This is a genomic window from Pantoea eucalypti, assembly GCF_009646115.1.
Classification (GTDB): domain Bacteria; phylum Pseudomonadota; class Gammaproteobacteria; order Enterobacterales; family Enterobacteriaceae; genus Pantoea; species Pantoea eucalypti.
In genome coordinates this window covers 747,309-768,787 of the sequence record NZ_CP045720.1, presented here as the reverse complement: position 1 = coordinate 768,787, position 21,479 = coordinate 747,309, and the positions used below count along the sequence as shown (strand labels likewise).

At 55.8% G+C, this 21,479-nt stretch carries 20 protein-coding genes; 5 read left to right on the top strand and 15 right to left on the bottom strand.

Going from position 1 to position 21,479, the window contains the following annotated elements; translation table 11 throughout:
• Positions 1 to 150 precede the first annotated feature (150 nt).
• The 3 genes from mutY to mltC are packed head-to-tail and all read left to right on the top strand — an operon-like array spanning position 151 to position 2,642.
• Positions 151 to 1,236, top strand: coding sequence for an A/G-specific adenine glycosylase (gene mutY, locus EE896_RS03650; RefSeq protein WP_003853407.1), 1,086 nt, complete (start codon positions 151 to 153; stop codon positions 1,234 to 1,236).
• Positions 1,236 to 1,508: an oxidative damage protection protein gene (locus tag EE896_RS03645; RefSeq protein ID WP_003853409.1), complete on the top strand. Its 273-nt coding sequence runs from the start codon at positions 1,236 to 1,238 to the stop codon at positions 1,506 to 1,508. Before mutY ends, EE896_RS03645 begins: the two co-directional genes overlap by 1 nt.
• A gap of 54 nt (positions 1,509 to 1,562) precedes the next feature.
• Positions 1,563 to 2,642: a membrane-bound lytic murein transglycosylase MltC gene (mltC, locus tag EE896_RS03640; RefSeq protein ID WP_003853410.1), complete on the top strand. Its 1,080-nt coding sequence runs from the start codon at positions 1,563 to 1,565 to the stop codon at positions 2,640 to 2,642.
• 927 nt (positions 2,643 to 3,569) lie between these two features.
• Here the strand turns inward: mltC and EE896_RS03635 are convergent.
• Entirely contained in the window at positions 3,570 to 5,723 is a 2,154-nt protein-coding gene (locus tag EE896_RS03635; protein WP_140916626.1) for an ornithine decarboxylase, read from the bottom strand.
• Between the two features lie 561 nt (positions 5,724 to 6,284).
• Here EE896_RS03635 and acuI point away from each other — a divergent pair.
• On the top strand, positions 6,285 to 7,268 hold the full coding sequence (acuI, locus tag EE896_RS03630; protein WP_039659320.1) for an acrylyl-CoA reductase (NADPH): 984 nt from the start codon (positions 6,285 to 6,287) through the stop codon (positions 7,266 to 7,268).
• Between the two features lie 28 nt (positions 7,269 to 7,296).
• On the opposite strand, the gene EE896_RS03625 is transcribed toward acuI, so the two are convergent.
• The 6 genes from EE896_RS03625 to EE896_RS03600 form a co-directional block, all read right to left on the bottom strand.
• Entirely contained in the window at positions 7,297 to 7,794 is a 498-nt protein-coding gene (locus tag EE896_RS03625; protein WP_140916625.1) for a CinA family protein, read from the bottom strand.
• 91 nt (positions 7,795 to 7,885) lie between these two features.
• A complete protein-coding gene (locus EE896_RS03620) occupies positions 7,886 to 8,662 on the bottom strand; it encodes a heme ABC transporter ATP-binding protein (RefSeq protein ID WP_082040832.1) in 777 nt (258 codons plus the stop codon).
• On the bottom strand, positions 8,662 to 9,660 hold the full coding sequence (locus EE896_RS03615; RefSeq protein ID WP_110411021.1) for a FecCD family ABC transporter permease: 999 nt from the start codon (positions 9,658 to 9,660) through the stop codon (positions 8,662 to 8,664). The genes EE896_RS03620 and EE896_RS03615 overlap by 1 nt, the downstream gene beginning before the upstream one ends.
• Complete coding sequence (locus EE896_RS03610; protein WP_004571227.1) at positions 9,653 to 10,474, bottom strand: heme/hemin ABC transporter substrate-binding protein; 822 nt, start codon at positions 10,472 to 10,474, stop codon at positions 9,653 to 9,655. Before EE896_RS03610 ends, EE896_RS03615 begins: the two co-directional genes overlap by 8 nt.
• On the bottom strand, positions 10,471 to 11,502 hold the full coding sequence (locus EE896_RS03605) for a hemin-degrading factor (protein WP_140916624.1): 1,032 nt from the start codon (positions 11,500 to 11,502) through the stop codon (positions 10,471 to 10,473). The genes EE896_RS03610 and EE896_RS03605 overlap by 4 nt, the downstream gene beginning before the upstream one ends.
• A gap of 49 nt (positions 11,503 to 11,551) precedes the next feature.
• Positions 11,552 to 13,924, bottom strand: coding sequence for a TonB-dependent receptor domain-containing protein (locus EE896_RS03600; RefSeq protein ID WP_008925696.1), 2,373 nt, complete (start codon positions 13,922 to 13,924; stop codon positions 11,552 to 11,554).
• 240 nt (positions 13,925 to 14,164) lie between these two features.
• Between EE896_RS03600 and EE896_RS03595 the strand changes: the two genes are divergently transcribed.
• Entirely contained in the window at positions 14,165 to 14,461 is a 297-nt protein-coding gene (locus EE896_RS03595) for an Rdx family protein (protein ID WP_004571230.1), read from the top strand.
• On the opposite strand, the gene EE896_RS03590 is transcribed toward EE896_RS03595, so the two are convergent.
• The 8 genes from EE896_RS03590 to EE896_RS03555 all read right to left on the bottom strand — a co-directional run bounded on the left by EE896_RS03590 (position 14,462) and on the right by EE896_RS03555 (position 21,432).
• On the bottom strand, positions 14,462 to 15,001 hold the full coding sequence (locus tag EE896_RS03590; RefSeq protein WP_004571231.1) for a PadR family transcriptional regulator: 540 nt from the start codon (positions 14,999 to 15,001) through the stop codon (positions 14,462 to 14,464).
• Positions 15,002 to 15,072: 71 nt separating this feature from the next.
• Positions 15,073 to 15,855 (bottom strand): siderophore-interacting protein, encoded by a 783-nt coding sequence (locus tag EE896_RS03585; RefSeq protein ID WP_004571232.1) that lies wholly within the window; start codon positions 15,853 to 15,855, stop codon positions 15,073 to 15,075.
• Positions 15,856 to 16,176: 321 nt separating this feature from the next.
• A complete protein-coding gene (locus EE896_RS03580) occupies positions 16,177 to 16,371 on the bottom strand; it encodes a hypothetical protein (protein ID WP_004571233.1) in 195 nt (64 codons plus the stop codon).
• 218 nt (positions 16,372 to 16,589) lie between these two features.
• Positions 16,590 to 17,459 (bottom strand): helix-turn-helix domain-containing protein, encoded by an 870-nt coding sequence (locus EE896_RS03575; RefSeq protein WP_140916623.1) that lies wholly within the window; start codon positions 17,457 to 17,459, stop codon positions 16,590 to 16,592.
• A 218-nt stretch (positions 17,460 to 17,677) separates the two neighbouring features.
• A complete protein-coding gene (locus EE896_RS03570) occupies positions 17,678 to 17,851 on the bottom strand; it encodes a DUF2474 domain-containing protein (protein ID WP_004571235.1) in 174 nt (57 codons plus the stop codon).
• A gap of 1 nt (position 17,852) precedes the next feature.
• Entirely contained in the window at positions 17,853 to 18,857 is a 1,005-nt protein-coding gene (gene cydB, locus EE896_RS03565; RefSeq protein WP_008925697.1) for a cytochrome d ubiquinol oxidase subunit II, read from the bottom strand.
• Between the two features lies 1 nt (position 18,858).
• Complete coding sequence (locus EE896_RS03560; protein ID WP_008925698.1) at positions 18,859 to 20,271, bottom strand: cytochrome ubiquinol oxidase subunit I; 1,413 nt, start codon at positions 20,269 to 20,271, stop codon at positions 18,859 to 18,861.
• Between the two features lie 780 nt (positions 20,272 to 21,051).
• The gene (locus EE896_RS03555; RefSeq protein ID WP_004571237.1) at positions 21,052 to 21,432 is read right to left on the bottom strand and encodes a winged helix-turn-helix transcriptional regulator; all 381 of its coding nucleotides are present in this window, start codon (positions 21,430 to 21,432) and stop codon (positions 21,052 to 21,054) included.
• Positions 21,433 to 21,479: the final 47 nt, after the last annotated feature.

Below are 21,479 nucleotides of genomic sequence, written 5' to 3'. Positions count from 1 at the left end.
AAGCCTGCTGGTTAGCCTGTTCCGGGAAACGGGCATTATGCAAAGTTCATAAGCAGAAGCAAGCCTTTGCAATCTTCCGGTTTACACCCAGGTGCGCATGTGCTGGAATTCCTGCCTGAGTGTAGAGTAAACACGGAAAATTTCCTTCTTATGATGCAAGCGCCGCAGTTCGCGCAACAGGTGCTGGACTGGTATCAGCGCTTTGGTCGCAAAACCCTGCCGTGGCAGCTGGAGAAAACGCCTTATAAGGTGTGGCTCTCCGAAGTGATGCTACAGCAAACCCAGGTTGCCACGGTAATCCCCTATTTTGAACGCTTTATGGCGCGCTTCCCCACGGTTACCGATCTGGCTGCGGCACCGCTCGATGAGGTGCTGCATCTCTGGACCGGGCTGGGCTACTACGCCCGTGCGCGTAATCTGCATAAAGCCGCAAAGCAGATTGTTGAAGTGCATCAGGGCGAGTTCCCGCGTAATTTTGATGATGTCTCTGCCCTGCCCGGCGTTGGCCGCTCCACGGCCGGCGCGATTCTGTCGCTGTCGCTGGGCCAGCACTTCCCGATTCTGGATGGCAACGTCAAGCGTGTGCTGGCTCGCTGCTATGCCATTGGCGGCTGGCCGGGTAAAAAAGAGGTCGAAAAGCGTCTCTGGCAGATCAGTGAAGAGGTCACCCCTGCCGAGGGCGTCAGCCAGTTTAATCAGGCAATGATGGATCTGGGTGCTCTCGTCTGTACCCGATCGAAGCCGAAGTGTGAAATCTGTCCGCTGAACAGCGGCTGTGAAGCTTACGCCAGCAGCAGCTGGGCGAGCTATCCCGGCAAGAAACCTAAGCAGGTGCTGCCGGAACGCAGCGGCTGGTTCCTGATGATGCAGGATGGCGATGATGTCTGGCTGGAGCAGCGTCCGCCTGTGGGCCTGTGGGGCGGTCTGTTCTGCTTCCCGCAGTTCACCACCGAAACGGCGCTCACCGACTGGCTGACGGCGCGTGGCATCCATGCAAAACCGCAGCAGCTAACCGCGTTTCGTCACACCTTCAGCCATTTCCATCTTGATATCGTGCCAATGTGGCTGTCATGGCCTTCTGCCGGGGCGGCGATGGATGAAGCAGGCGGTCTCTGGTATAACTTAGCGCTGCCACCATCTGTGGGATTAGCTGCACCCGTTGAGCGCCTGTTACACGAGCTGCGCCATCCCCGACAACTGGCTTTGGACAGTTGTGAGATTAATGAGGAAGAGTAATGAGCCGCACCATTTTTTGTACTTTTTTACAGCGCGACGCGGAAGGTCAGGATTTTCAGCTCTATCCGGGCGACCTGGGTAAGCGTATTTACAACGACATCTCCAAAGAAGCCTGGCAGAAGTGGATGGCGAAACAGACCATGTTGATCAACGAGAAAAAGCTCAACATGATGAATCCCGAAGATCGTAAAGTGCTGGAGAAGGAGATGATCAATTTCCTGTTCGAAGGTAAAGACGTTCATATCGAAGGCTATACACCGCCAGAAGCGTAAACATTCCGGGCCTCATCACTGAGGCCGGTTATCCAGGTCAGGCTTGCATTCCCAATGAATAAAAAATTAATCGCCCTGCTGGTGATAGCACCACTTCTGGTTTCCTGCTCCGGGTCAAAGAAGCAGCAGACCCACGAGGAGTGGGTAAAAGACACCAACGCCTTTGATATTCTGATGGGGCAGTTTGCTCATAATATTGAGAATATCTGGGGTATCAATGAGGTCCTGATCGCCGGACCAAAAGATTACGTCAAATACAGCGACAACTATTACACCCGCAGCCACATCAACTTTGAAAGCGGTAAGCTGACCATCGAGACGATTTCTGGCACCGATCCGATGGCCAGTCTGCGTCAGGCGATCGTGACCACGCTGTTGATTGGTGAAGATCCGGGTAATGTCGATCTCTATTCTGACGCCAACGACATCGAGATCAGTAAAGAGCCGCTGCTCTATGGTCAGGTGCTGGATAACACCGGTCAGCCGATTCGCTGGCAGGGCCGCGCGGAAGCTTTTGCTGACTATCTGATCCAGAATAAGTTGATGCGTCGCACTTCGGGTCTGCATGTGATTTACAGCATTTCGATTCCGATGGTGCCGAACCACCTGGACAAACGTGCGCACAAATACCTGCCGATGGTGCGTAAAGCTTCCGAACAGTATGGTGTCGATGCCTCATTGATCCTGGCGATTATGCAGACCGAGTCGAGCTTTAACCCCTACGCCGTAAGCCACTCTGATGCGCTGGGTCTGATGCAGGTGGTGCAGCACACCGCCGGTGTTGACGTCTTCCGCATGAAGGGTAAATGGGGCAAGCCGAGTCGCAGTTATCTGCTGGATCCAGAGAACAATATTGATGCCGGTACGGCTTATCTGTCGCTGTTGCAGCGCAGCTATCTGGGCGGCATTCAGGATCCGGTATCACGCCGCTATGCGGTGATCACCGCCTATAACGGCGGCGCAGGCAGCGTGTTGCGCGTCTTCTCCAGCGATAAAGATCGGGCGTTTTCGATGATCAACGGTATGTCATCCAGCAAGGTTTACTCGACCCTGGCGAACCAGCACCCGTCGGCGGAGTCGCGTCGTTATCTGTATAAGGTGAGTACTGCGCAGAAGAGTTATCGGGGATTCTGATCGGCCCGCTGAAGCGGGGTTGTTGTTCGCTGCGCGAACTGGGCTTGAGTACGGAGCTGAAGCTGGTGTTTGTTCGCTGCGCGAACGGGCGCTGAGAAGGTTTCGTTCGCCTGGCAGCGAGCTGGCACTGAGCGGGTTCCGACCGCCTGGCCGATGGTTCGCTGCGCGAACAGGCGCTGAGAAGGTTTCGTTCGCCTGACATGCTGGGCAGTTTCAGTCACGCCTCTGCAGGCGACCAACAAGGGGGCGCCAGTCGCCGCGCCCCCTTGACCCCGGGCTCCGGCCTGCTTCACCGCCGCTTCGCGGTCCCTTCGCTTCTTCAGGATTTCTCACGGACCGTCGGGACGCGCCATCCCTGGCGCGAACCCGCCTCTTCGCGACATCCCTGTCGCTCGTCCTGAAATCCCTCATCCGCTCAGCGGTTCTGACGGCCTCCCTTTCCCCGCTTTTATCTCTTCTTTTGATGTTGATTCATTGTCGCTGAAAGTTTTCAAAATTAGCTTTGCTTTCGGTCCACCAGACAGCGCCGCACCACAGAAAACAAAAAGAAATCGCAGGCAGGGGTTTTACCAGAGGCGTCCGAAGCGCTGAGGAACAACCGGAGGCCAGGATGAGCCGACAGGACGTCGGCGAAAGGACGGAACGAGCCAGGGATGGCGAGTCCGGACGGTCCGTCGACCGCAGGGCGTGACGAAGGCACCCCGCAAAGCGGGGCGCGCAGGCAGCCGGACGCCGGGATTGTTAAGGGGCGGGCGTACGCCCCTTAACACGTCCGCCAGCTCAGGCGAACTGAAACTCCCCCACGCCTGGCGGGCGGAACCCGCTCAGCGTCAGTATGCTGGCAGGCGAGCGAAAACTTCTCAGCGCCCGTTCGCGCAGCGAACCATAGGCCCGGCGGGCCGCTACCCGCCTCAGCCCCCGCTCAGATCAGCGCTCCACTATCATATTCGCCACCAGATACTTCTGTCCCTGGTCATCCTCTTCGGTGTAAACACCCTGCAGCTCCGGCGAGAAGCCCGGCAGCAGGTTAAGCCCCTCTTCCAGCGCCAGGAAATAACGCTGCACCGCGCCACCCCAGACTTCACCTGGCACAACGCACAGCACGCCAGGAGGATAAGGCAGCGCGCCTTCAGCAGCGACACGCCCGGCTGCATCGGCAATGGGGACCAGCTCCACTTCGCCGCGAATATAAGCCTGATGCGCATCCTGCGGATTGACCCTCACTGGCGGGAACTCCGCAGCGCGGAACATCAGACGCTGCAGATCCTTAACGTTGTGACTGACGTAGAGATCGTGCATCTCCTGACAGAGGCGACGCAGAGTATAGCCGGCATAGCGTTGCGCATTCTTGCGATAAATCGTCGGCAGCACTTCGGCCAGCGGCGCATCCTCTTTTACATGCTGCTCAAACTGCGCCAGCATCGCCACCAGATTCGCTATCTTCTCCGGACTCTCAGCCGGGGTCAGCAGGAACAGGATCGAGTTGAGATCGCACTTCTCCGGCACAATGCCGTTCTCACGCAGGTAGTTCGCCAGTATGGTCGCGGGGATCCCAAAATCACTGTATTCGCCGCTGGCAGCATCGATGCCCGGCGTGGTTAGCAATAGCTTGCAGGGATCGACCCGATATTGATCGCGGGCGTAACCCGCAAAGCCGTGCCACTTCGACTGGGGTTCAAAGCTGAAATAGCGCAGATCGCGGGCGATCGTTTCAGTGGGCGCATCCTGCCAGCGCTGACCCCCTACCGTCTCCGGCACAAACGGCAGGATCATTTCACAGCGGTCCAGGATCGCTTTACGTGCATCAATGCCCACCATGACGCACTCATCCCACATGCGACGCCCCGCTTCGCCCTGATGCATTCTGGCGTTGATATCCAGCGCGGCGAACAGTGGATAAAACGGGCTGGTTGATGCATGCAGCATAAAAGCGTTATTCAGTCGCTTGTGCGGACAGAAACGCCGCTGTCCGCGAATGTGATTATCTTTTTTGTGAATCTGCGAGGTTTGAGAAAAACCTGCCAGCTGCTTATGCACAGACTGCGTAACAAAGATGCCGGGATCGTTCTCATTCAGCTCTAGCGTCAGCGGCGAACAGCCTTCCATCAGGGGAATGAACTGCTCATAGCCGAGCCATGCGGAGTCAAACAGAATGTAATCACACAGATGACCAATACGATCGACGACCTGACGCGCGTTGTAGACTGTGCCGTCGTAGGTGCCCAGCTGAATGATCGCCAGACGGAAAGGCCGCGCCTCTGTCGCGCGCTCTGGTGCCACTGTCGCTATCTGCTCGCGCAGATAGGCTTCATCGAAACAGTGCGCGTCAATGCCGCCGATAAAACCGAAGGGGTTACGTGCCGCTTCAAGATAAACCGGAGTCGCACCCGCCTGAATCAATGCGCCATGATGATTAGACTTGTGATTGTTGCGGTCAAACAGCACCAGATCGCCGCGGGTCAGCAGCGCATTGGTCACTACTTTATTAGCGCTGGAGGTGCCGTTAAGCACAAAGTAAGTTTTGTCGGCGTTAAACACCTTTGCTGCATACTTCTGCGCATCTTTGGCTGAGCCTTCGTGGATCAGCAGATCGCCCAGTTTGACGTCGGCGTTGCACATATCAGAACGGAAAACATTCTCGCCATAAAAGTCATAAAACTGTTTACCCGCCGGATGCTTTTTAAAGAACGCGCCGCCCTGATGGCCGGGACAGGCAAAGGTGCTGTTCTGCATGTCGACATAGCGGGTCAGCGTCTCGAAAAAGGGTGGCAATAGCTCAGCTTCATACGCCTGCGCAGCCGCTTCCAGCGCTATCCACTCCTGCGGCTCGCCATTCAGTTCACCGCTGACGCCGGGCAGGTGCATCACCTCTTCTTCAAACGCATTTGCGACAAACACCGGCAGATTAAAGCCGGTATGCCGCAGTAGCGCCAGCACACCGCTGCGGGTATCTGCCAGCGAAACGACAACCGCTGCCACATCAGTAAAGTCAGTGTTATCCAGCGTCACTACGTCACGCGCGGTGTTCAGGGTCAGACTGGGCGCGACAGCGGCGCTGGCAGCAATTTTCAGTGGAGTCATAACAGAATCCCTAACGTCAGGGAGGAAGTGCCTGAGGCACAATCATGGGGACAGCGCCCCGGCGAATTATTAACAGAAAGGCATTACGCAGCCCATGGAGAAAAGCCCCACAACCGCGGCCTGGCTGGCCTCACCGCATGAGAAATAACGAAGCGTTCGGCAATGTGGAAAACACGATGTGCGCCGGAAAAAGCGAACGGTAATCCGGGCGAGTGCGCGGTGAACCGGACATGGCGACGTCCTCTGTGATGAAGAAGCAGGGTCAAAAAGTGGCGGTCATAATGTCATCTTTTTTATACGTGGACAACCCGACCCGGACAATTATTCAGTCACCCTGCAAAAATGTAACAACATGATTTTTATAGCCTATTTATCATAAAAAATTCATAATTCGACTAATTATCTGAATTATATGCAAATTCATGCATCAGCCTCTACACTCCTGTCAGCACGCTTTTCCGCGCCAGCCACCCGTTTCACCTGGCGAGGCGGCCATTGCCCTACCGCATTACTGCTGTCAGGCGTAAACTGATCCCTCTTTCCCACTCTGCCGGAGGCTGCATGTTCAAGGCACTGGTCATTGAAAATGACGAACAAGGTTACCGTTCCCTGCTGAAAGATCTCCCCGAATCTCAACTGCCCGACCACGATGTCACACTCGACGTCAGCTACTCATCCCTGAACTACAAAGATGCCCTGGCTATCTGCAACAAAGGCCCGATAGTGCGCCAGTTCCCGATGGTGCCAGGTATCGACTTTGTGGGGCGTGTGACCGCCAGCCGCCATCCCGACTGGAAAGAGGATGATGTGGCGCTGCTGACGGGCTGGGGCGTGGGCGAAAAACAGTGGGGTGGCCTGGCGCAGAAAGCCAGCGTCAGCGGCGACTGGCTGGTCCGTGTGCCCGCAGCGCTGAGTCCGCTGCAAACCATGGCCATCGGTACAGCGGGGCTGACCGCGATGCTCTGTGTGATGGCGCTCGAAAAACAGGGCATCACACCGGAACGCGGACCGGTGCTGGTGACCGGGGCCAGTGGCGGCGTCGGCAGCTACAGCGTCAGCCTGCTGGCGCGTCTGGGCTATGAAGTAGTTGCGTCGAGCGGACGCACCAGCGACCCTGCATATCTGATCGAGACGCTGGGCGCGGCATCGGTCATTGACCGTGAAGCGCTTTCCCAGCCTGGCAAACCGCTGGCAAAAGAGCGCTGGGCCGCCGCGATAGACAGCGTCGGCAGTCATACTCTGGCCAATGTGCTGGCCGCTACGCAGCGTGACGGCGCGGTTGCCGCCTGCGGCATGGCACAGGGACTCGATCTGCCAGCCAGCGTTGCACCCTTTATTCTTCGTGGCGTTACGCTGGCCGGGGTCGATAGCGTGATGTGTCCGAAGCCACTTCGTGAGCAGGCGTGGCAGCGACTCGGCGAGCTGATGGATAGTGAACGGCTCAATAAGCTGAGCCGGGTCATTCCGCTGAGTGAAGCCAGAGAAGGTGCGCAGGCATTGCTGGAGGGCAATGTGCAGGGCCGCCTTATTGTCGACTGCCGCTAACGCTTTTAAAGGCGCGTGAATCGCGCCTTTATCGATCGGCTCGCTGCAGCCGTTTGATCAGCCCTTCCAGCGCGAACTGCGTGCCCTGCTCCATCACCGATTTTGGATCGCCGCTGAACTGGTGGCACTCCGCCTCATCCCTTCCGTCGGGCAAGACCCAGCCAAACCAGATAGTGCCTGCCGGTGTGCCATCCTCGCCGCCGTCCGGTCCGGCATAGCCGGTGATTGAAAGTCCTACCGGTTCACCAGAGCGGGCGCAGGCTCCCTGCACCATCTCCCTCGCTGTTTTCTCGCTCACCGCCGTGTGCTGTTTCAGCGTGTCTGGATGTACCCCCAGCAGACGCGTTTTGGCATTTTCACTGTAGGTTACGAAGCCGCTGGTATAGAAGTCACCGCTGTTTTCCACGGCGGCCAGCGTCATGCTGATCAGTCCGGCGGTACAGGATTCGGCGGTCGCCAGATGAAGTCCGGAGGAGAGTAAAATATCACCCAGTTGCTCAGCGGTTTGATCTAATGATTTTGCCATTATGGTCTCCTTAAGGCTGCCCGGAACTCCAGGTATAGCGCAAAATCAGCGATTCAAAGCGCGCAACACAATGTTTTTAAAGCGAAACGGTCTAGATACGCAGCTGGATATGCGGCTGTCCACTTTCGGCATGTGCCACTACCTGAAGATCGGCCTGGTACCAGCGCGTCAGCGTCGCTTCCGTCATTACCGCCTGCGGCGAGCCTTGTGCCACCAGTTGGCCTGCGTGCAGCAGCAGTATGCGATCGGCCCACAATGAAGCCTGATTAAGGTCATGTAACACGGTACAGACGGTGAGATCTCCGGCGCGCGTCAGCTGGCGTAGTAAACGCAAGGTTTGCTGCTGCCAGAAGAGATCCAGCGCCGAGGTCGGCTCATCCAGAAACAGCCAGCCGCGTGGTCTTCCCTCCAGCCAGAGCTGTGCCAGCACCCGCGCCAGCTGCACCCGTTGTTGTTCACCGCCGGAGAGCTGGCGGTAATCGCGCTGCGCCAGCCCTTCACAACCGGTCAGCCGCATGACCTCAGCCACAATTTGCGTCGTCTGCGCTTCCGGCCAGGGCGCACGGCCCATCGCCACGACCGACTGCGCTGACTGTGCAAAGGTCAGGTTGTTCTGCTGGCGCATCACTGCCCGACGTCGTGCCAGCTGCTCACGCGGCCATGTCGTCAGCCGTCGGTCGCCCAGCCAGCACTCGCCCCGATCGGGCGACAGAAATCCCGTCAGCATCCGCAGTAGCGTCGATTTACCTGCGCCGTTGGGACCAATCAGCGCCACCAGCTCTCCACCTGACAGCGTGACGTCGAGATTATCGATAACGGTTTTGTCGCCGTGCGCGAGACACAATCCCCTGGCCTGTAAAATTTCCATCACTCCAGCCCTCGCTGTTGACGCAGAATCAGCCAGAGAAACCACGGACCGCCAATCAGGCTGGTCAGTAGCCCGACTGGCATCTCGGCCGGAACCACCAGAGTGCGCGCCAGCGTATCGGCCAGCAGCAGCAGAATAGCCCCCGCCAGTGCTGAGCCGGGCAGCAGCCAGCGATGATCGCCGCCAAGGCAAAAACGCATCACGTGTGGCACCACCAGTCCGACGAAGCCGATCACGCCGCTGACCGAGACCGCTGTACCGACAAGCAGCGCGCTGAGGATCAGCAGCTGATGCTGAGTACGCTTCACATCAATCCCCATGTAGTGCGCATCCTCTTCGCCCGCCTGCAGCAGGTTAAGGTGGCGGGCGCGAGTCTGTAGCAGCAGCAAGGCTGGCAGAATCAGCAGCAGGCAAATCAGCAGTGCGGGCCACTGTGTCTGGCTAAGGCTTCCCATGCCCCACAGCGACAGCTGGCGCAGCTGCTGATCGTTGCTCAGCCATGACAGCACGCCTACCGCCGCACCGCACAACGCATTAATCGCAATACCGACCAGCAACAACCGCGAAAGATTGCCGCGCGCCAGCCGACTGAAACTGAAGAGCAGCAGTGTCACCAGCAGACTGCCGATAAACGCAGCGATCATCGGTAGCCACAATGCCAGTGGTGCCGGCAACGCCAACGGAATAATGATTGCCAGCGCCACCGCCAGTCCCGCCCCGCTGCTGATCCCCAGCAGACCGGGATCGGCCAGTGGGTTACGAAAAACACCCTGCATCACCGCGCCAGAGACTGCCAGCGCCATGCCCATCACCACCGCCAGTAGCACGCGCGGCAGGCGGATATCCAGCCAGATCTGCCAGATAAGATCGCTAAGCGGTGCCTGCCATAGCGCCCGCACTGAAAGCGACATCGCCCCCAGATTTGCCGCCAGCACCATCGCCACCAGCAGGAAGATCAGCATCAGCAACAGGCCACGCAGCGCATTATCCTTAATCATGGTTCAGCGATTCCGCCGCCTGACGCAATTTCACGATTGCCCGCGGTGTATCAAGGCCAAACCCCAGCAGTGCCATGGTGTCGATCACCAGCAGACGGTGCTGCTGCCCGGCAGGTGTCAGCGTCAGACCCGGTAACTGCCACAGCTGCGCTTCGCCGCCCAGCGTTTTCAAGCCATCCTCGCCGATTACCACCAGATCCGGCGCGGCGGCGATCACCCCTTCCTGCGACAGTGCCTGATAGTGCGGCACCGAGCCCATAGCATTCTCCAGCCCGGCGCTGCGAATGGCGCCATCGGCCGCAGTCTGATTTCCAGCCGCCATCGATTTCATGCCGCTGTTCGCCATGATGTAGAGCACTTTTACCGGCAGCGGTTGCTGCGGCAACTGGCGAATCTGCTGCGTCATTTGCCGTGCCAGAGCCTGAGCTTCGCTTTCACGCTGCAGCGCCTGACCCACAGTGATAATTTTCTGCGGGATCGCCTGCAGGCTGCTGTCGCCGCTGACCGTGACCACCCTGACGCCCGCGCGGGCAATCTGTTGCAGCACCAGCGACGGCTGCGCCTGCTCGCTGGCGATCACCAGCGTTGGTTTCAGTGCCAGAATGCCTTCGGCGTTGAGCTGGCGCATATAACCCACGTCCGGCAGTCGGGTGGCCTGCGCCGGGCGCAGACTGGTGCTGTCGCGCGCCACTAGCTGTGACTGGGCATCCAGCGCATAGATAATCTGGGTGACGTCACCGCCAATCGACACCACCCGCTCCGCCGCCAGTGATGGCAGCGTCATGAGCAGCCATAACAACATCACTCTTTTCATGCCGCCGCTCCCGGCGTGTGGAGTGCGCCAATCTGCTCGCGCCAGCTTGACTGCTCTGGCGTACCCTCCGTGCGCTGACCGTAGAGCTGGGCGATCTGTGTGCCGTCGGCGGCGAACAGTTCCAGGCTGGTAACAAAGCCATCGCCCGTTGGCTTGCGTGTTACCCAGCTTTCGCTGATCTGATCAGCCATCAGATGCAGTGTGAACTGCGGATTGAAGATGTTGAGCCAGTTTTCCACTGGCTGCAGCTTCTCTACCCTGCCGGTGAAAATCTGAGTACAGCCACGGTTGCCGACAAAAATCATAATTTCATTGCCCGCCTGCTGTGCCATCTGTAGCAGGCGCTCAAGCGCATCGTTACCGGTCTGCCTGGCGAGATCGTCACCCACCGCGCGAAACGCCTGCGGTCGTGACACCTGATGGCGCTTAAGCAACGCGAAAAATTGATGAACATCGGTCATGGCGCGCCATTCACGGTCGATGGCGGTGGCATCAATCGCCTCAGTCAGGGGAGCTGCGGCAGCCGGCTCAACCACAAGCGGCGTCGCCGCAGCGTCGGTAAAGTCGGCAATCAGCGTCTGCCACGCTGCCATGTTGGTCTGCTCCGTGACGTAAACTTTCAGCACCGCATCGCCATGACGATCAAAGATCTGAATACTGTGACGAACGCCCTGCCCGGTTGGCTCCTGCAGAGCAAAGGCGCTGCACCACTGACCGACGAACAGGCGCAGATCGAGTGCACGGGGATTAAGCACCAGGCCACCATGTGCGCCAATCTGCACATTGTGGTATTCACCCAGATGTTCATGTACCGCATAAGCGTTACGCGTAATGTTTTTGGTTTCGCCGACTGCGCCAAGTGCCTTCAGCAACGCCGGAAAATCGCGTTTCAGCGCCACGGCATCAACGCCGATGCGCGCTTCACACAATTCCGCTTCGCTGATGCCGATCAGCGCAGCCAGGTCGCGGGCATATTTCTTCGGTTGTTCACCTTTAAGGGCAAGATAGTGCTGATAAATCGGGTTCATGACTCAGGCTCTCTTAGTAATGCCCTGCATCAGCGCAGGGCGACGGCTATCAAAAATCGACGTTAACACCTAACTGGAAAGTACGGCCCGGCATCACGGCCAGTGCCTGATCGTTGCGCTCCTGCTGAGTGGCGCTGGTCAGTTCACGACTGCTGAGGTAATCCCAGTATTTGCGATCGGTTATGTTGTAAAGCCCGCCACTCAGCCTGACGTTATGTGCGACGCGCCAGTAAGCGGTCATATCCACCATGCCATAACCTGGTACCCGCATGTAATCGGTGCTGGAGTCGGCCAGGCTGCTGCCGTTGTTAGCGAAGCTTTCGCGGTTAGTCGCGCTGGCTTGCTTACCTTTGACAAAGGTAGCGGTAACGGCGGCCCCGTAGCCACGCGCCTCATCATCCCAGGCGAGTCCGACAATCGCTTTCATCGGAGCAACACTCTCCAGATCGATGTAGCGGTCACCAAGGTAGCGTGACTTTGCCGCGCCCTGCGTGTAACCCAACGCCAGATTGGCGCTCAGACCCTCGACCTCATTGAACCAGCTACCGAAGTTCACTTTACTGCTGATTTCAGCCCCGTAGATGTAGGCTTTATCGCGGTTCTCCGCCTGATAGGTAGTGTAAATGTTGGCGGGCACATTAACGAACTGACCCGGATTAGCCGCCCGGCTGTAACGGGTAAAGGCAATAAAGTTTTTATAGTCGTTATAAAAAGCGGCAGCGTTAAGCGTGACGCCTTTTGCCACCTCTCCTTTTACACCCCACTCGTAGTTGTTGCTGGTTTCGGTTTTCAGGTCTGCATTACCAATCAGCGCATACTGTGCGGTGCCGGCATAGCTGGAGCCAAGGTTCCATGAGCCATAGAGCTGGGTATCGTTGGGGAACTGCGCGCCACGGGTATATTGCAGATAAGTCATCAGCTTCGGTGTCAGATCGAACTGGAAGGCGATCGACGGCAATATCTGGGTGTCGCTGTTTGGCGATCCGTAGAGCGCTGAAACTTCGCTGGCGTCAAGCACGCTACTGTTCGTGGTCAGCGTCGCCACATCACGTGGTCGGGTGTTCTGATAGGCCACGCGCGCGCCCGGCACGATAGCCGCCCGATGTCCGTCAGCATCGAAGCTGATAGTATCCTGCAGATAACCGCCCACGCTGTAGCTGCGGCTGTTAGCCTGCGGCTGCATAATCGCAGTAAAAGCACTGGCTGGCGGTGACTGACGGAAAGGTCGCTCAGTATCCACCAGACGCGCATTCAGCCCGGCACTCAGTTCATGTCGCCCGACGCTTTTAAGCGCTCGGGTGTCAAAACCGTAGCTGTCGCTGTTGTAATCGGAATAGACGGTTTGCCTGGCGGTGGCACTCGACGGCATTAGGGTGTTGTCATGCGCCTGGGTCTGCTGCCAGTAAACGCGGGTCGTCAGGCTGTCGATCAGGTCATTGTAAGGGGTGTACTCATCCGCCAGGCTGATGCCCCAGCGGCGGGTATCACTCTGCTGCTGTGCCGTTCCCCAGACGGTATTGCCGGAAGTGCTCCAGCTGTCGTAATGGCTGTGGTGAGTTTTGTGATAGTAATCGACCGTCGCGCTGAGCTTGTGAGCATCATTGGGCTGCCAGATGCCGGAAGTCATAAAGGCATCGGAGTGCCAGTTGGCCGGATAAGCATCGAGCGTATCGCTGTTGTTACGGGTCTGCTGTCCGTCACGACGGCTGTAAACAAAAATGCCACTCAGCGTGTCATCGCCTGCTGCTGCAGTCATGCCGTTATGCCAGCTGCGGCTGGCGGAGTCGTAGTCACTTTGATAGCCGAAAAAGGTCGGCTTGCCGGAGTACAGATAGTCGTCCGGGGATTTGTTACGGAACGAGACGTTGCCGCCAATTGAGGTGTTCGACTGATCCACTGCTGTGGCGCCCTTCTCAATCTCAATACGCCCAAACATATAAGGATCGATGTAATCGCGGCCAATGCCAAAGCTGTCGAGACCAGCGCGTCCTACATAGCTGCGGCCAGTGGCCTGCGGCAACGGAATGCCGTCCACATCCAGACCGACGCGGTTGCTCTCGAGGCCTCGAATGTTGTAGCCGGTATAACCAGCCCGATCAAAACCGCTCTTACCGGCTGATGAACCGCCACTAGTACCGGTGGCACTGATCAGCGGTTCATAGCGCATAATCGATCCAAAGTCAGTGGCACCACGCTGTTGCAGATCGCTGGCAGAGAGCGAGGTTTTACTGCCTGCCGTTTTCTTAATTTCCGGCGCCGTCACCGTCATTACCTGTTCGGTATTGCTGTCAGAGCGGTCAGAAAGGGCTAGCGTGGCAGATTCACTGCCCGCAGCATAAGTGCAGGTGGTATTGATGAAGGTGGCGAGCAACGCCAGTTGAGTCAGACGCGGTTGCGTCAATCTCCGAAAACGTGGTGACATAGGCGCGAATTACCTGATTAATTGTTAGTATTCGCTCACTTGTTTGCTGGCAACAGTAAAACGGCTCCGCATAAAAGCCGTGAAAAGTCAGAACATCATGCTGGTGTAGTAATTATCGACTGATAATTTAATGCAACTGATAATCATTATCAATCTTATTTACATTTGGATATAAACCACAGCGCACAAATTGTTCACCCGAATGCACTGGCATTTATCAACACGTAAAGGAATAGAGTTATGGCACAAAAACCTGTGGTTGTTATTCACTACTGTATGCAATGCAACTGGCTGATGCGGTCAGCGTGGATGGCACAGGAACTTCTGCATACTTTCGCTGAGGATCTGGCGGAAGTAACCCTGAAACCAGGTACCGGTGGTATCTTTGAAATTACGCTGGATGAGCACCTGCTGTGGGAACGCAAGCGTGATGGTGGCTTCCCGGATGCGACCACGCTAAAACAGCGCGTACGCGACATCTGTTTCCCGGATCGTACCCTGGGCCACATCGACAAAAACAAAGCCGAAATCAGCTGATTAACTGTGAGTGATTTTTTCAGCCGCGTCGTGCAGCGCCTTAATCAGCGTCTGCAGCGCGGTTTCTGAGATATCTTCCTGCGCCAGCCGCTGGTTCAGCGCGACCTTCAGCCCATAAATCGCCTGCTCTACAGCAGGAATGCTGCGGTTATTGACCAGAATCGCCAGCGTAGAGAGCCGCGTGATCAGGCTGGAGACCGTTTCCAGGTTCTCTGCCAGTTGCGCCTCTCCCGTTGCGGTCAGACGATAGGCTTTGCGCGCTGTCTGCGCATCCACCACCTCAATCGCCTCCATCTCTTCAAGCAGCGTCAGATTGGGGTAAATGATCCCCGGACTAGGCGAATACTCTCCCTTCGACAGCACCTCAACCGACTTGATCAGTTCATAGCCGTGCGCCGCATTCTGCGCCAGGAAATGGAGCATCAGCAGGCGGATCTCACTTGCTTCCAGCATCTTTTCGCGTCGTTTGCGTCGTCCGCCGCAGCCGCCTGCGCGCGTACTCTGATCGTCAGATGAGGTGGAATTCGGATGCTGTTTCATGGCCTGCCCTGCGGGAAAAAGTCGGATTGATGGTAGTCCGCCGTCTGGCAAAACTCAATTGGCAGAGCCGCTTACTTCTGGTGCCAGTAGGCCACCGCCCGCACAAAATCACTGCTGAGGCCGCGCTGCACCGTGAAGTAGTCAGCCAGCGCTTTCACAAACTCACCTTCGCCAGTCAGCCAGATAAAGTAATCTTCCGCCGGGAGTGTGAGCTGATCCAGCCGGGCAATCAGCTGGCTGAGCTGTGCTTTCTGCATCTGACCGCTGCCCAACCAGTTTGTCGTTACGCCAGTCGTATCCGATAAATAGCCGTGGCCCGTCGCGTCATCGGTAAAGGCATAGAGATGCAAAGACTGGGCACTTGCGTCACGCTGACGACGCGCAAACGCTGGCAGCCCGGTTTCATCACAGACGTAAAGCTGAAATGCATAATCGGTCGGCACCACCAGCGAACCGCGTGGCCCACCGATAATTAATTTATCGCCCACCTGTGCCTGCGTTGCCCAGTCACTCGCCACGCCCTGCTGGTGAATATAGAAATCCAGGGTCAGAGAAGAGGCACCATCGAATTCAAGCGGCGTGTAGTCGCGCGCCTGCGGACGCAAACCTTCGGGCCAGACAATGCCCGCGTCGGTCATCTGCGGCAGAGCCAGTGTTTCACCTTCAGCGGAAGGGAAAAATACCTTGATGTGGTCATCAAAGCCTGGCGATGTAAAGCCCGCCAGATCGCTGCCGCTGAACCGGATGCGCCAGAATTTACCGGCAATGTTAGTTTTACTGGCGACCTGAATATGACGGAAACGCAGTTCATTACGGACGCGCTGGGGTAAACGCTGATTAGCTGATGCAGTCAAAATATCTCTCCTCAAGCTATGCCCGTGATTCAGGGGCATGCGCACTGTCATGAAAATCTCATGGAATAACAATCATTCTCATCTCAAGCCGGGAGATTAGCTATGATATATCTTAAGCACAAGAACGAAAAATGCGATCGGACTTGTTAAGATATATTTTACAGAGATGCAGGTGTGCGTATCGCAGGCGTGAAGCGACCCTGACAAGCGTTCAGAGAGAGGTATTTGCGGGTTTTTTAAGGCAGGCAGAGAAGGTTAAAGCTGGCCGGCTCCTGACGAGCCGGTCATGTTGCGCCGCCGGGTCTGGCAGCGTATCAGCATTTACAGCGTGTCGTTAAATCCGGAGAGGGAAGCGTTACTGCTGGTGTGTTCCGGCAGCTCACCGTCACCCAGAATTTCATGCTGGGAGGCCTGAGAGTGCGGATGCAGTCCGGCAGGCGGTGAGAAAGGCTCAGCCTGCTGCGCCATTGCCATAACAGGCAATGCCAGAATCAGTGAAATCATTAAGCGTCGCATAATTATCTTCGTTTTTCGTTTTGGCCAGAAAAGGCCTGAAATGCAGATGAATGTTCCAGCCCCGCCACAGATACACGATGATTCAGGTATGACAGGGTTTCGGGGGAAGATTTTACGCCAGAACGGCGAGTTAGTTTATAGAATCGTGCGGTTTGTCACAGTTTACCGCACAAAATATGCATTAACGGGGCCGGGAATCACTCGCCCTGCCCTGCTGGCTACGCCTGCATCACCGGAATTGAAAATACGCCGCTCAGCCAGTCGGGCTTACACTGTGCAAAGTCGAGACGCAGCAGGTCTTTGCCAGGACGGCGCGCTACACCCAGCGCTGGCAGATGTTGATAGTAAATATCCTCAATAAAACGCGTCAGTTGTTCAGGTTTGCCGCTCCAGCGAATTGACGCATAAAGCCCCCGCACTTCACGCCAGTTATCGGTATTGTCACCCAGCAGCCTGGCATGTTGCGGCTCCAGCGCCTGAAACAGGCTGATATTCTGCTGGTCAGCAGAGCTATGCCCGGGACCATACTGAAAGCCTAACCAGCCCTGCGCAACATGGCTGCCAGCAAGCGCGACCAGTTGCCGCGCCTGATCAGCCACCCGGTGATCGCGATCGGCAATGTAATCACCGAACTTACACTCCCACTCCTGCGTCTCTCCTCGCAGATGCAGCTCTTCCTCGCGTTCCACCAGCGTTGCGCGCTCTGCCAGCGACCGCACCAGAATGCGGCCATGGAAATTTTTCACCGGCAAATGGGGAATACGCCGAAACGCGCCCGGCGTCAGCGCAAAGTGGCCTTTGAATACCCGGGTAAAGTTTTGCTGGTTATCAAAACCAAAACGCACGGCGATATCGATCAGTGTCATGCGCGTCAGTCGCAGTGCCATAGCCGCCATCGTCAGACGCCGTTTGCGGGTATACGCCGCCAGCGTCTGTCCGGTCATCTCCTTGAACATGCGCTGCATGTGCCACTTTGAATATCCTGATTTCAGGGTAATTTGATCGATATTGAGATCGTCAGTGAGATGGGCTTCAATCCACTCGACCAGATCGTTGATGTGCTTTTTTTTAATGGCCTGACTGAGCATGATGGCGATTTACGACGCGGGTTAAGACTGAGGTTTTAATGAAAAAAGGATAACAAATATGGCGAATCAGTGTAAGGAAAGGGTAAGCCGTGCACGTCCGTTCGGGGCAATTCCGCATTAATTGCTTAGGTTACTAACTAAAAAAGGCTGACTGCCGTCAGCCTTTTGATTCCTGATAAAAACTGCGCCTGATAACGGTGAGGCGGAGTCTGCGACAATTAATGACTACGCATACCCGCTGCCGTCATCATCATGCGGAACAGCGAGGCGACCACGCCCAGCGCCAGTACGCTGGCGGCATAGATAAACACCAGCCACATTACCCGTTTCCACCACGGCGCTTTCGTCTCTTCACTGTGATTGTGGTCTTTCATGCTGCTGAGGCTTTTCATATCAATGATATCCTTCATCTGCTTTGATTTTTCCACGGAACACGTAGTAGCTCCAGAAGGTGTAACCCAGAATCATCGGGATAATCAGCAGGCTACCCACCAGCATAAAGGCCTGGCTCTGCGGTGGCGATGCGGCATCCCAGATGGTTACGGATGGCGGAATAATGTTGGGCCATACACTGATGCCCAGACCGGAGAAGCCCAGGAAGACCAGCGCCAGCGTCAGCAGGAACGGTGAATAGTGCGCCTCACGCTTAATGGCGCGCACAATGCCCCATGAACAGAGCAGCACCAGCACCGGAACCGGCAGGAACAGGAACAGGTTTGGCTTGCTGAACCAGCGATGTGCGATGTCCTGATGCGTAAACGGCGTCCACAGGCTGACAATACCAATAATCACTAACAGCGCGATGACCAGTGGCGTCGCCAGCGCGGACATCTTACGGTGCAGCTCATTCTCGGTCTTCATAATAAGCCAGGTGCAGCCCAGCAGCGCATAGGCCACCACCAGACCCACGCCGCAGAACAGCGGGAACGGTGCCAGCCAGTCCAGTGCGGAACCGGCGAAACGGCGTCCCTCAACCGGAATGCCATCCAGAAACGCGCCGACTGCGACGCCCTGACTGAAGGTCGCTAAAACAGACCCGGCAATAAAGGATTTGTCCCAGAATGCCCGATGACCTTCAACCGCCTTGAAGCGGAATTCAAAGGCGACACCCCGAAAAATCAGGCCAATCAGCATGGCGGTCAGCGGAATCGACAGCGCATCGGTAATCACCGCGTAAGCCAGCGGGAATGCCCCGAACAGGCCTGCGCCTCCCAGAACCAGCCAGGTTTCATTACCATCCCAGACGGGTGCGACGGTGTTAACCATCATGTCGCGCTCGCCGGCATCTTTATTGAACGGGAACAGCAGACCAATACCCAGGTCAAAACCATCCATCACGATATACATCAGGGTTGCGAAGACGATAATCACAAACCAGATAACGGAATAATCGATCATCTTAGTGGTCTCCATCCTTAAAGGTGGCAGCGGAAAGCGGACGCGCTGGCGTTTTCTTCTGACCCGGTCCACCTTCTTCGGTGATATGACCTTCGCCGACAACCGGTCCCTGCTTAATCAGGCGCATCATGTAGTGGTATCCCACACCGAACACCGAGCTGTAGACCAGAATAAAGGCCAGCAGGCTGATGCTCATATGCATATCGCCATGTGCCGAGACCGCATCAATGGTGCGCTGCACGCCATACACCACCCACGGCTGACGACCGATTTCAGTGGTAAACCAGCCCGCCAGAATCGCAATCAGACCCGATGGCCCCATTAACAGAGCAAACCACAGGAAAGGACGCGACTCGTAAAGACGGCCTTTGAAACGCAGCCACAGGCTGACCACGCCCAGCGTAATCATCAGCAGCCCCAGCGCCACCATCACGCGGAATGACCAGAAGATCACCGTAGAATTAGGGCGGTCCTCTTTCGGGAACGACTTCAGCGCCGGAACCTGTTTATCCAGACTGTGCGTCAGAATCAGGCTGCCAAGGTAAGGCACTTCCAGCGCATATTTGGTACGCTCCTGTTCCATATCGGGAATACCAAACAGGATCAGCGGCGTGGCCTCACCCGGTGGGTTTTCCCAGTGTCCTTCAATCGCCGCGATTTTGGCTGGCTGATGCTCAAGGGTGTTCAGACCGTGTGCATCCCCAATCATCGCCTGAATCGGCGCAACGATCAGCGCCATCCACAACGCCATGGAGAACATCTTACGGATAGCAGGATTGTTATTCCCTTTCAGCAAATGCCAGGCCGCTGACGATCCCACAAAAAAGGCACTCGCCAGGAACGCCGCCACTGACATATGGAAAAGGCGATAAGGGAAAGAGGGATTGAAGACGATTTTCAACCAGTCCTGCGGCACCACAATGCCATTCTCGATGATGAAGCCCTGAGGCGTCTGCATCCAGCTGTTGGAGGCAAGAATCCAGAAGGTCGAAATCAGTGTTCCCAGAGCAACCATGCAGGTGGCGAAGAAGTGCAGACCCGGCCCCACGCGATTCCAGCCAAACAGCATCACGCCCAGGAAGCCTGCTTCCAGGAAGAACGCCGTCAGCACTTCATAAGTCAGCAGCGGGCCGGTGATACTCCCGGCAAACGCAGAGAAGCCGCTCCAGTTCGTCCCGAACTGGTAAGCCATGACCAGCCCTGATACCACACCCATACCGAAGTTAACGGCAAAGATTTTCGACCAGAAGTGGTAGAGATCGCGATAGGTTTGATCGCGTGTTTTAAGCCACATACCTTCAAGTACTGCCAGGAAGCTGGCGAGACCGATGGTGATGGCGGGAAAGATAATATGGAAGGATACAGTAAATGCGAACTGAATCCTGGCCAGATGAAAGGCATCTAATCCGAACATTGCTTACCTCTTTGCCACATAGAACACCATGTATTTACTTATAATTAACAACTTAAGCCTGATGCGCTGACTTCTCTGCGCTTATTGAAATTCCCGCCGCAAATTTAGAGCTATTTGCGACGAGGAAAAAGAAACAGTGGGGTTAATGAAAACTATAACAGTCTTTATTGATTTTGGTCATTGTTTTTGGCGGGAAATTTTTATTTAAAAATAAGGCCGAAAGGTTAATCAGAGGGTGCTTATGTGTCGTTAATGTTACGTATTTTCTCACTTTAAAAGTCGAACGCGCGAAAGCAATGCCTGCACGTAAACTATCGTCAACGGCCTGTTTTCAGGCACTTTTTTGCTATAAAAATCGGAGTTATTTAAGGTTATAAGTGAGAAGCAAAGATCTAAATACCATTATATTTTAAGAGGTTAAACCCTTAAACCCACATCTCTGCCGGTTTGTTTTCTTTTTTGTTTAATGCTTACTAATCCTGAGGTGAGGATGGATAAAATAAAGTAGAAAACACGAAGTTAAACACACATTAAGATGTTAAATAAATGAGTCAAAAAACGCCTCACTATTAACAGCGCTCAACACACTCTCCTATATTGCGACCCGAAGATTGATAAAACGACTTAATAATCAGCAACAGGACGAAAAGCCTGAAGGATCTATTTCCATTGCTATCGCATGGCTGCGGCATCAGAGAGGCAGTAAACAAAAGTGGGCTCAGAAATTTTCAGGTAAAAATATCGATGCCGTCACATTCTGACGGCTGAGACGGGGTAGCTTTACTCTGCTGCAGATTTTTCGCGCTGCGCCAGAATCCGGCCCAGGTTTAGTTCCAGCCAGTCTGCCAGGCCCACAACCTGCTCACCGACTTCACGTCCAAGCGGGGTCAGGCGATATTCCACGTGCGGAGGCACCACATCGTAAGCAATTCGCTGCACGAAGCCATCTTCTTCCAGGTAACGCAGATTCTGAGCCAGCATTCGCTCACTGACGCCCCCGACCGTGCGGCGCAATTCACTGAAGCGCAGCGTTTGATCCTGAAGGGCCAGCAGAATCAATACACTCCAGCGACTGGTCACGCGTTTCAGCACATCACGCGACGGACAATTAACGTTAAGTAATTCACCGCGACTAAATTTTTCACTCAATTTATCAGACATTTAATCAGCACACCTTAACTAACATTTCTGTAAGTACTTACTAAAAA

Coding starts and splice junctions, on each gene's coding strand:
- mutY (WP_003853407.1), top strand. CDS start 151: ATGATGCAAGCGCCGCAGTTCGCGCAACAGGTGCTGGACTGGTATCAG.
- EE896_RS03645 (WP_003853409.1), top strand. CDS start 1,236: ATGAGCCGCACCATTTTTTGTACTTTTTTACAGCGCGACGCGGAAGGT.
- mltC (WP_003853410.1), top strand. CDS start 1,563: ATGAATAAAAAATTAATCGCCCTGCTGGTGATAGCACCACTTCTGGTT.
- EE896_RS03635 (WP_140916626.1), bottom strand. CDS start 5,723: ATGACTCCACTGAAAATTGCTGCCAGCGCCGCTGTCGCGCCCAGTCTG.
- acuI (WP_039659320.1), top strand. CDS start 6,285: ATGTTCAAGGCACTGGTCATTGAAAATGACGAACAAGGTTACCGTTCC.
- EE896_RS03625 (WP_140916625.1), bottom strand. CDS start 7,794: ATGGCAAAATCATTAGATCAAACCGCTGAGCAACTGGGTGATATTTTA.
- EE896_RS03620 (WP_082040832.1), bottom strand. CDS start 8,662: ATGGAAATTTTACAGGCCAGGGGATTGTGTCTCGCGCACGGCGACAAA.
- EE896_RS03615 (WP_110411021.1), bottom strand. CDS start 9,660: ATGATTAAGGATAATGCGCTGCGTGGCCTGTTGCTGATGCTGATCTTC.
- EE896_RS03610 (WP_004571227.1), bottom strand. CDS start 10,474: ATGAAAAGAGTGATGTTGTTATGGCTGCTCATGACGCTGCCATCACTG.
- EE896_RS03605 (WP_140916624.1), bottom strand. CDS start 11,502: ATGAACCCGATTTATCAGCACTATCTTGCCCTTAAAGGTGAACAACCG.
- EE896_RS03600 (WP_008925696.1), bottom strand. CDS start 13,924: ATGTCACCACGTTTTCGGAGATTGACGCAACCGCGTCTGACTCAACTG.
- EE896_RS03595 (WP_004571230.1), top strand. CDS start 14,165: ATGGCACAAAAACCTGTGGTTGTTATTCACTACTGTATGCAATGCAAC.
- EE896_RS03590 (WP_004571231.1), bottom strand. CDS start 15,001: ATGAAACAGCATCCGAATTCCACCTCATCTGACGATCAGAGTACGCGC.
- EE896_RS03580 (WP_004571233.1), bottom strand. CDS start 16,371: ATGCGACGCTTAATGATTTCACTGATTCTGGCATTGCCTGTTATGGCA.
- EE896_RS03575 (WP_140916623.1), bottom strand. CDS start 17,459: ATGCTCAGTCAGGCCATTAAAAAAAAGCACATCAACGATCTGGTCGAG.
- EE896_RS03570 (WP_004571235.1), bottom strand. CDS start 17,851: ATGAAAAGCCTCAGCAGCATGAAAGACCACAATCACAGTGAAGAGACG.
- cydB (WP_008925697.1), bottom strand. CDS start 18,857: ATGATCGATTATTCCGTTATCTGGTTTGTGATTATCGTCTTCGCAACC.
- EE896_RS03560 (WP_008925698.1), bottom strand. CDS start 20,271: ATGTTCGGATTAGATGCCTTTCATCTGGCCAGGATTCAGTTCGCATTT.
- EE896_RS03555 (WP_004571237.1), bottom strand. CDS start 21,432: ATGTCTGATAAATTGAGTGAAAAATTTAGTCGCGGTGAATTACTTAAC.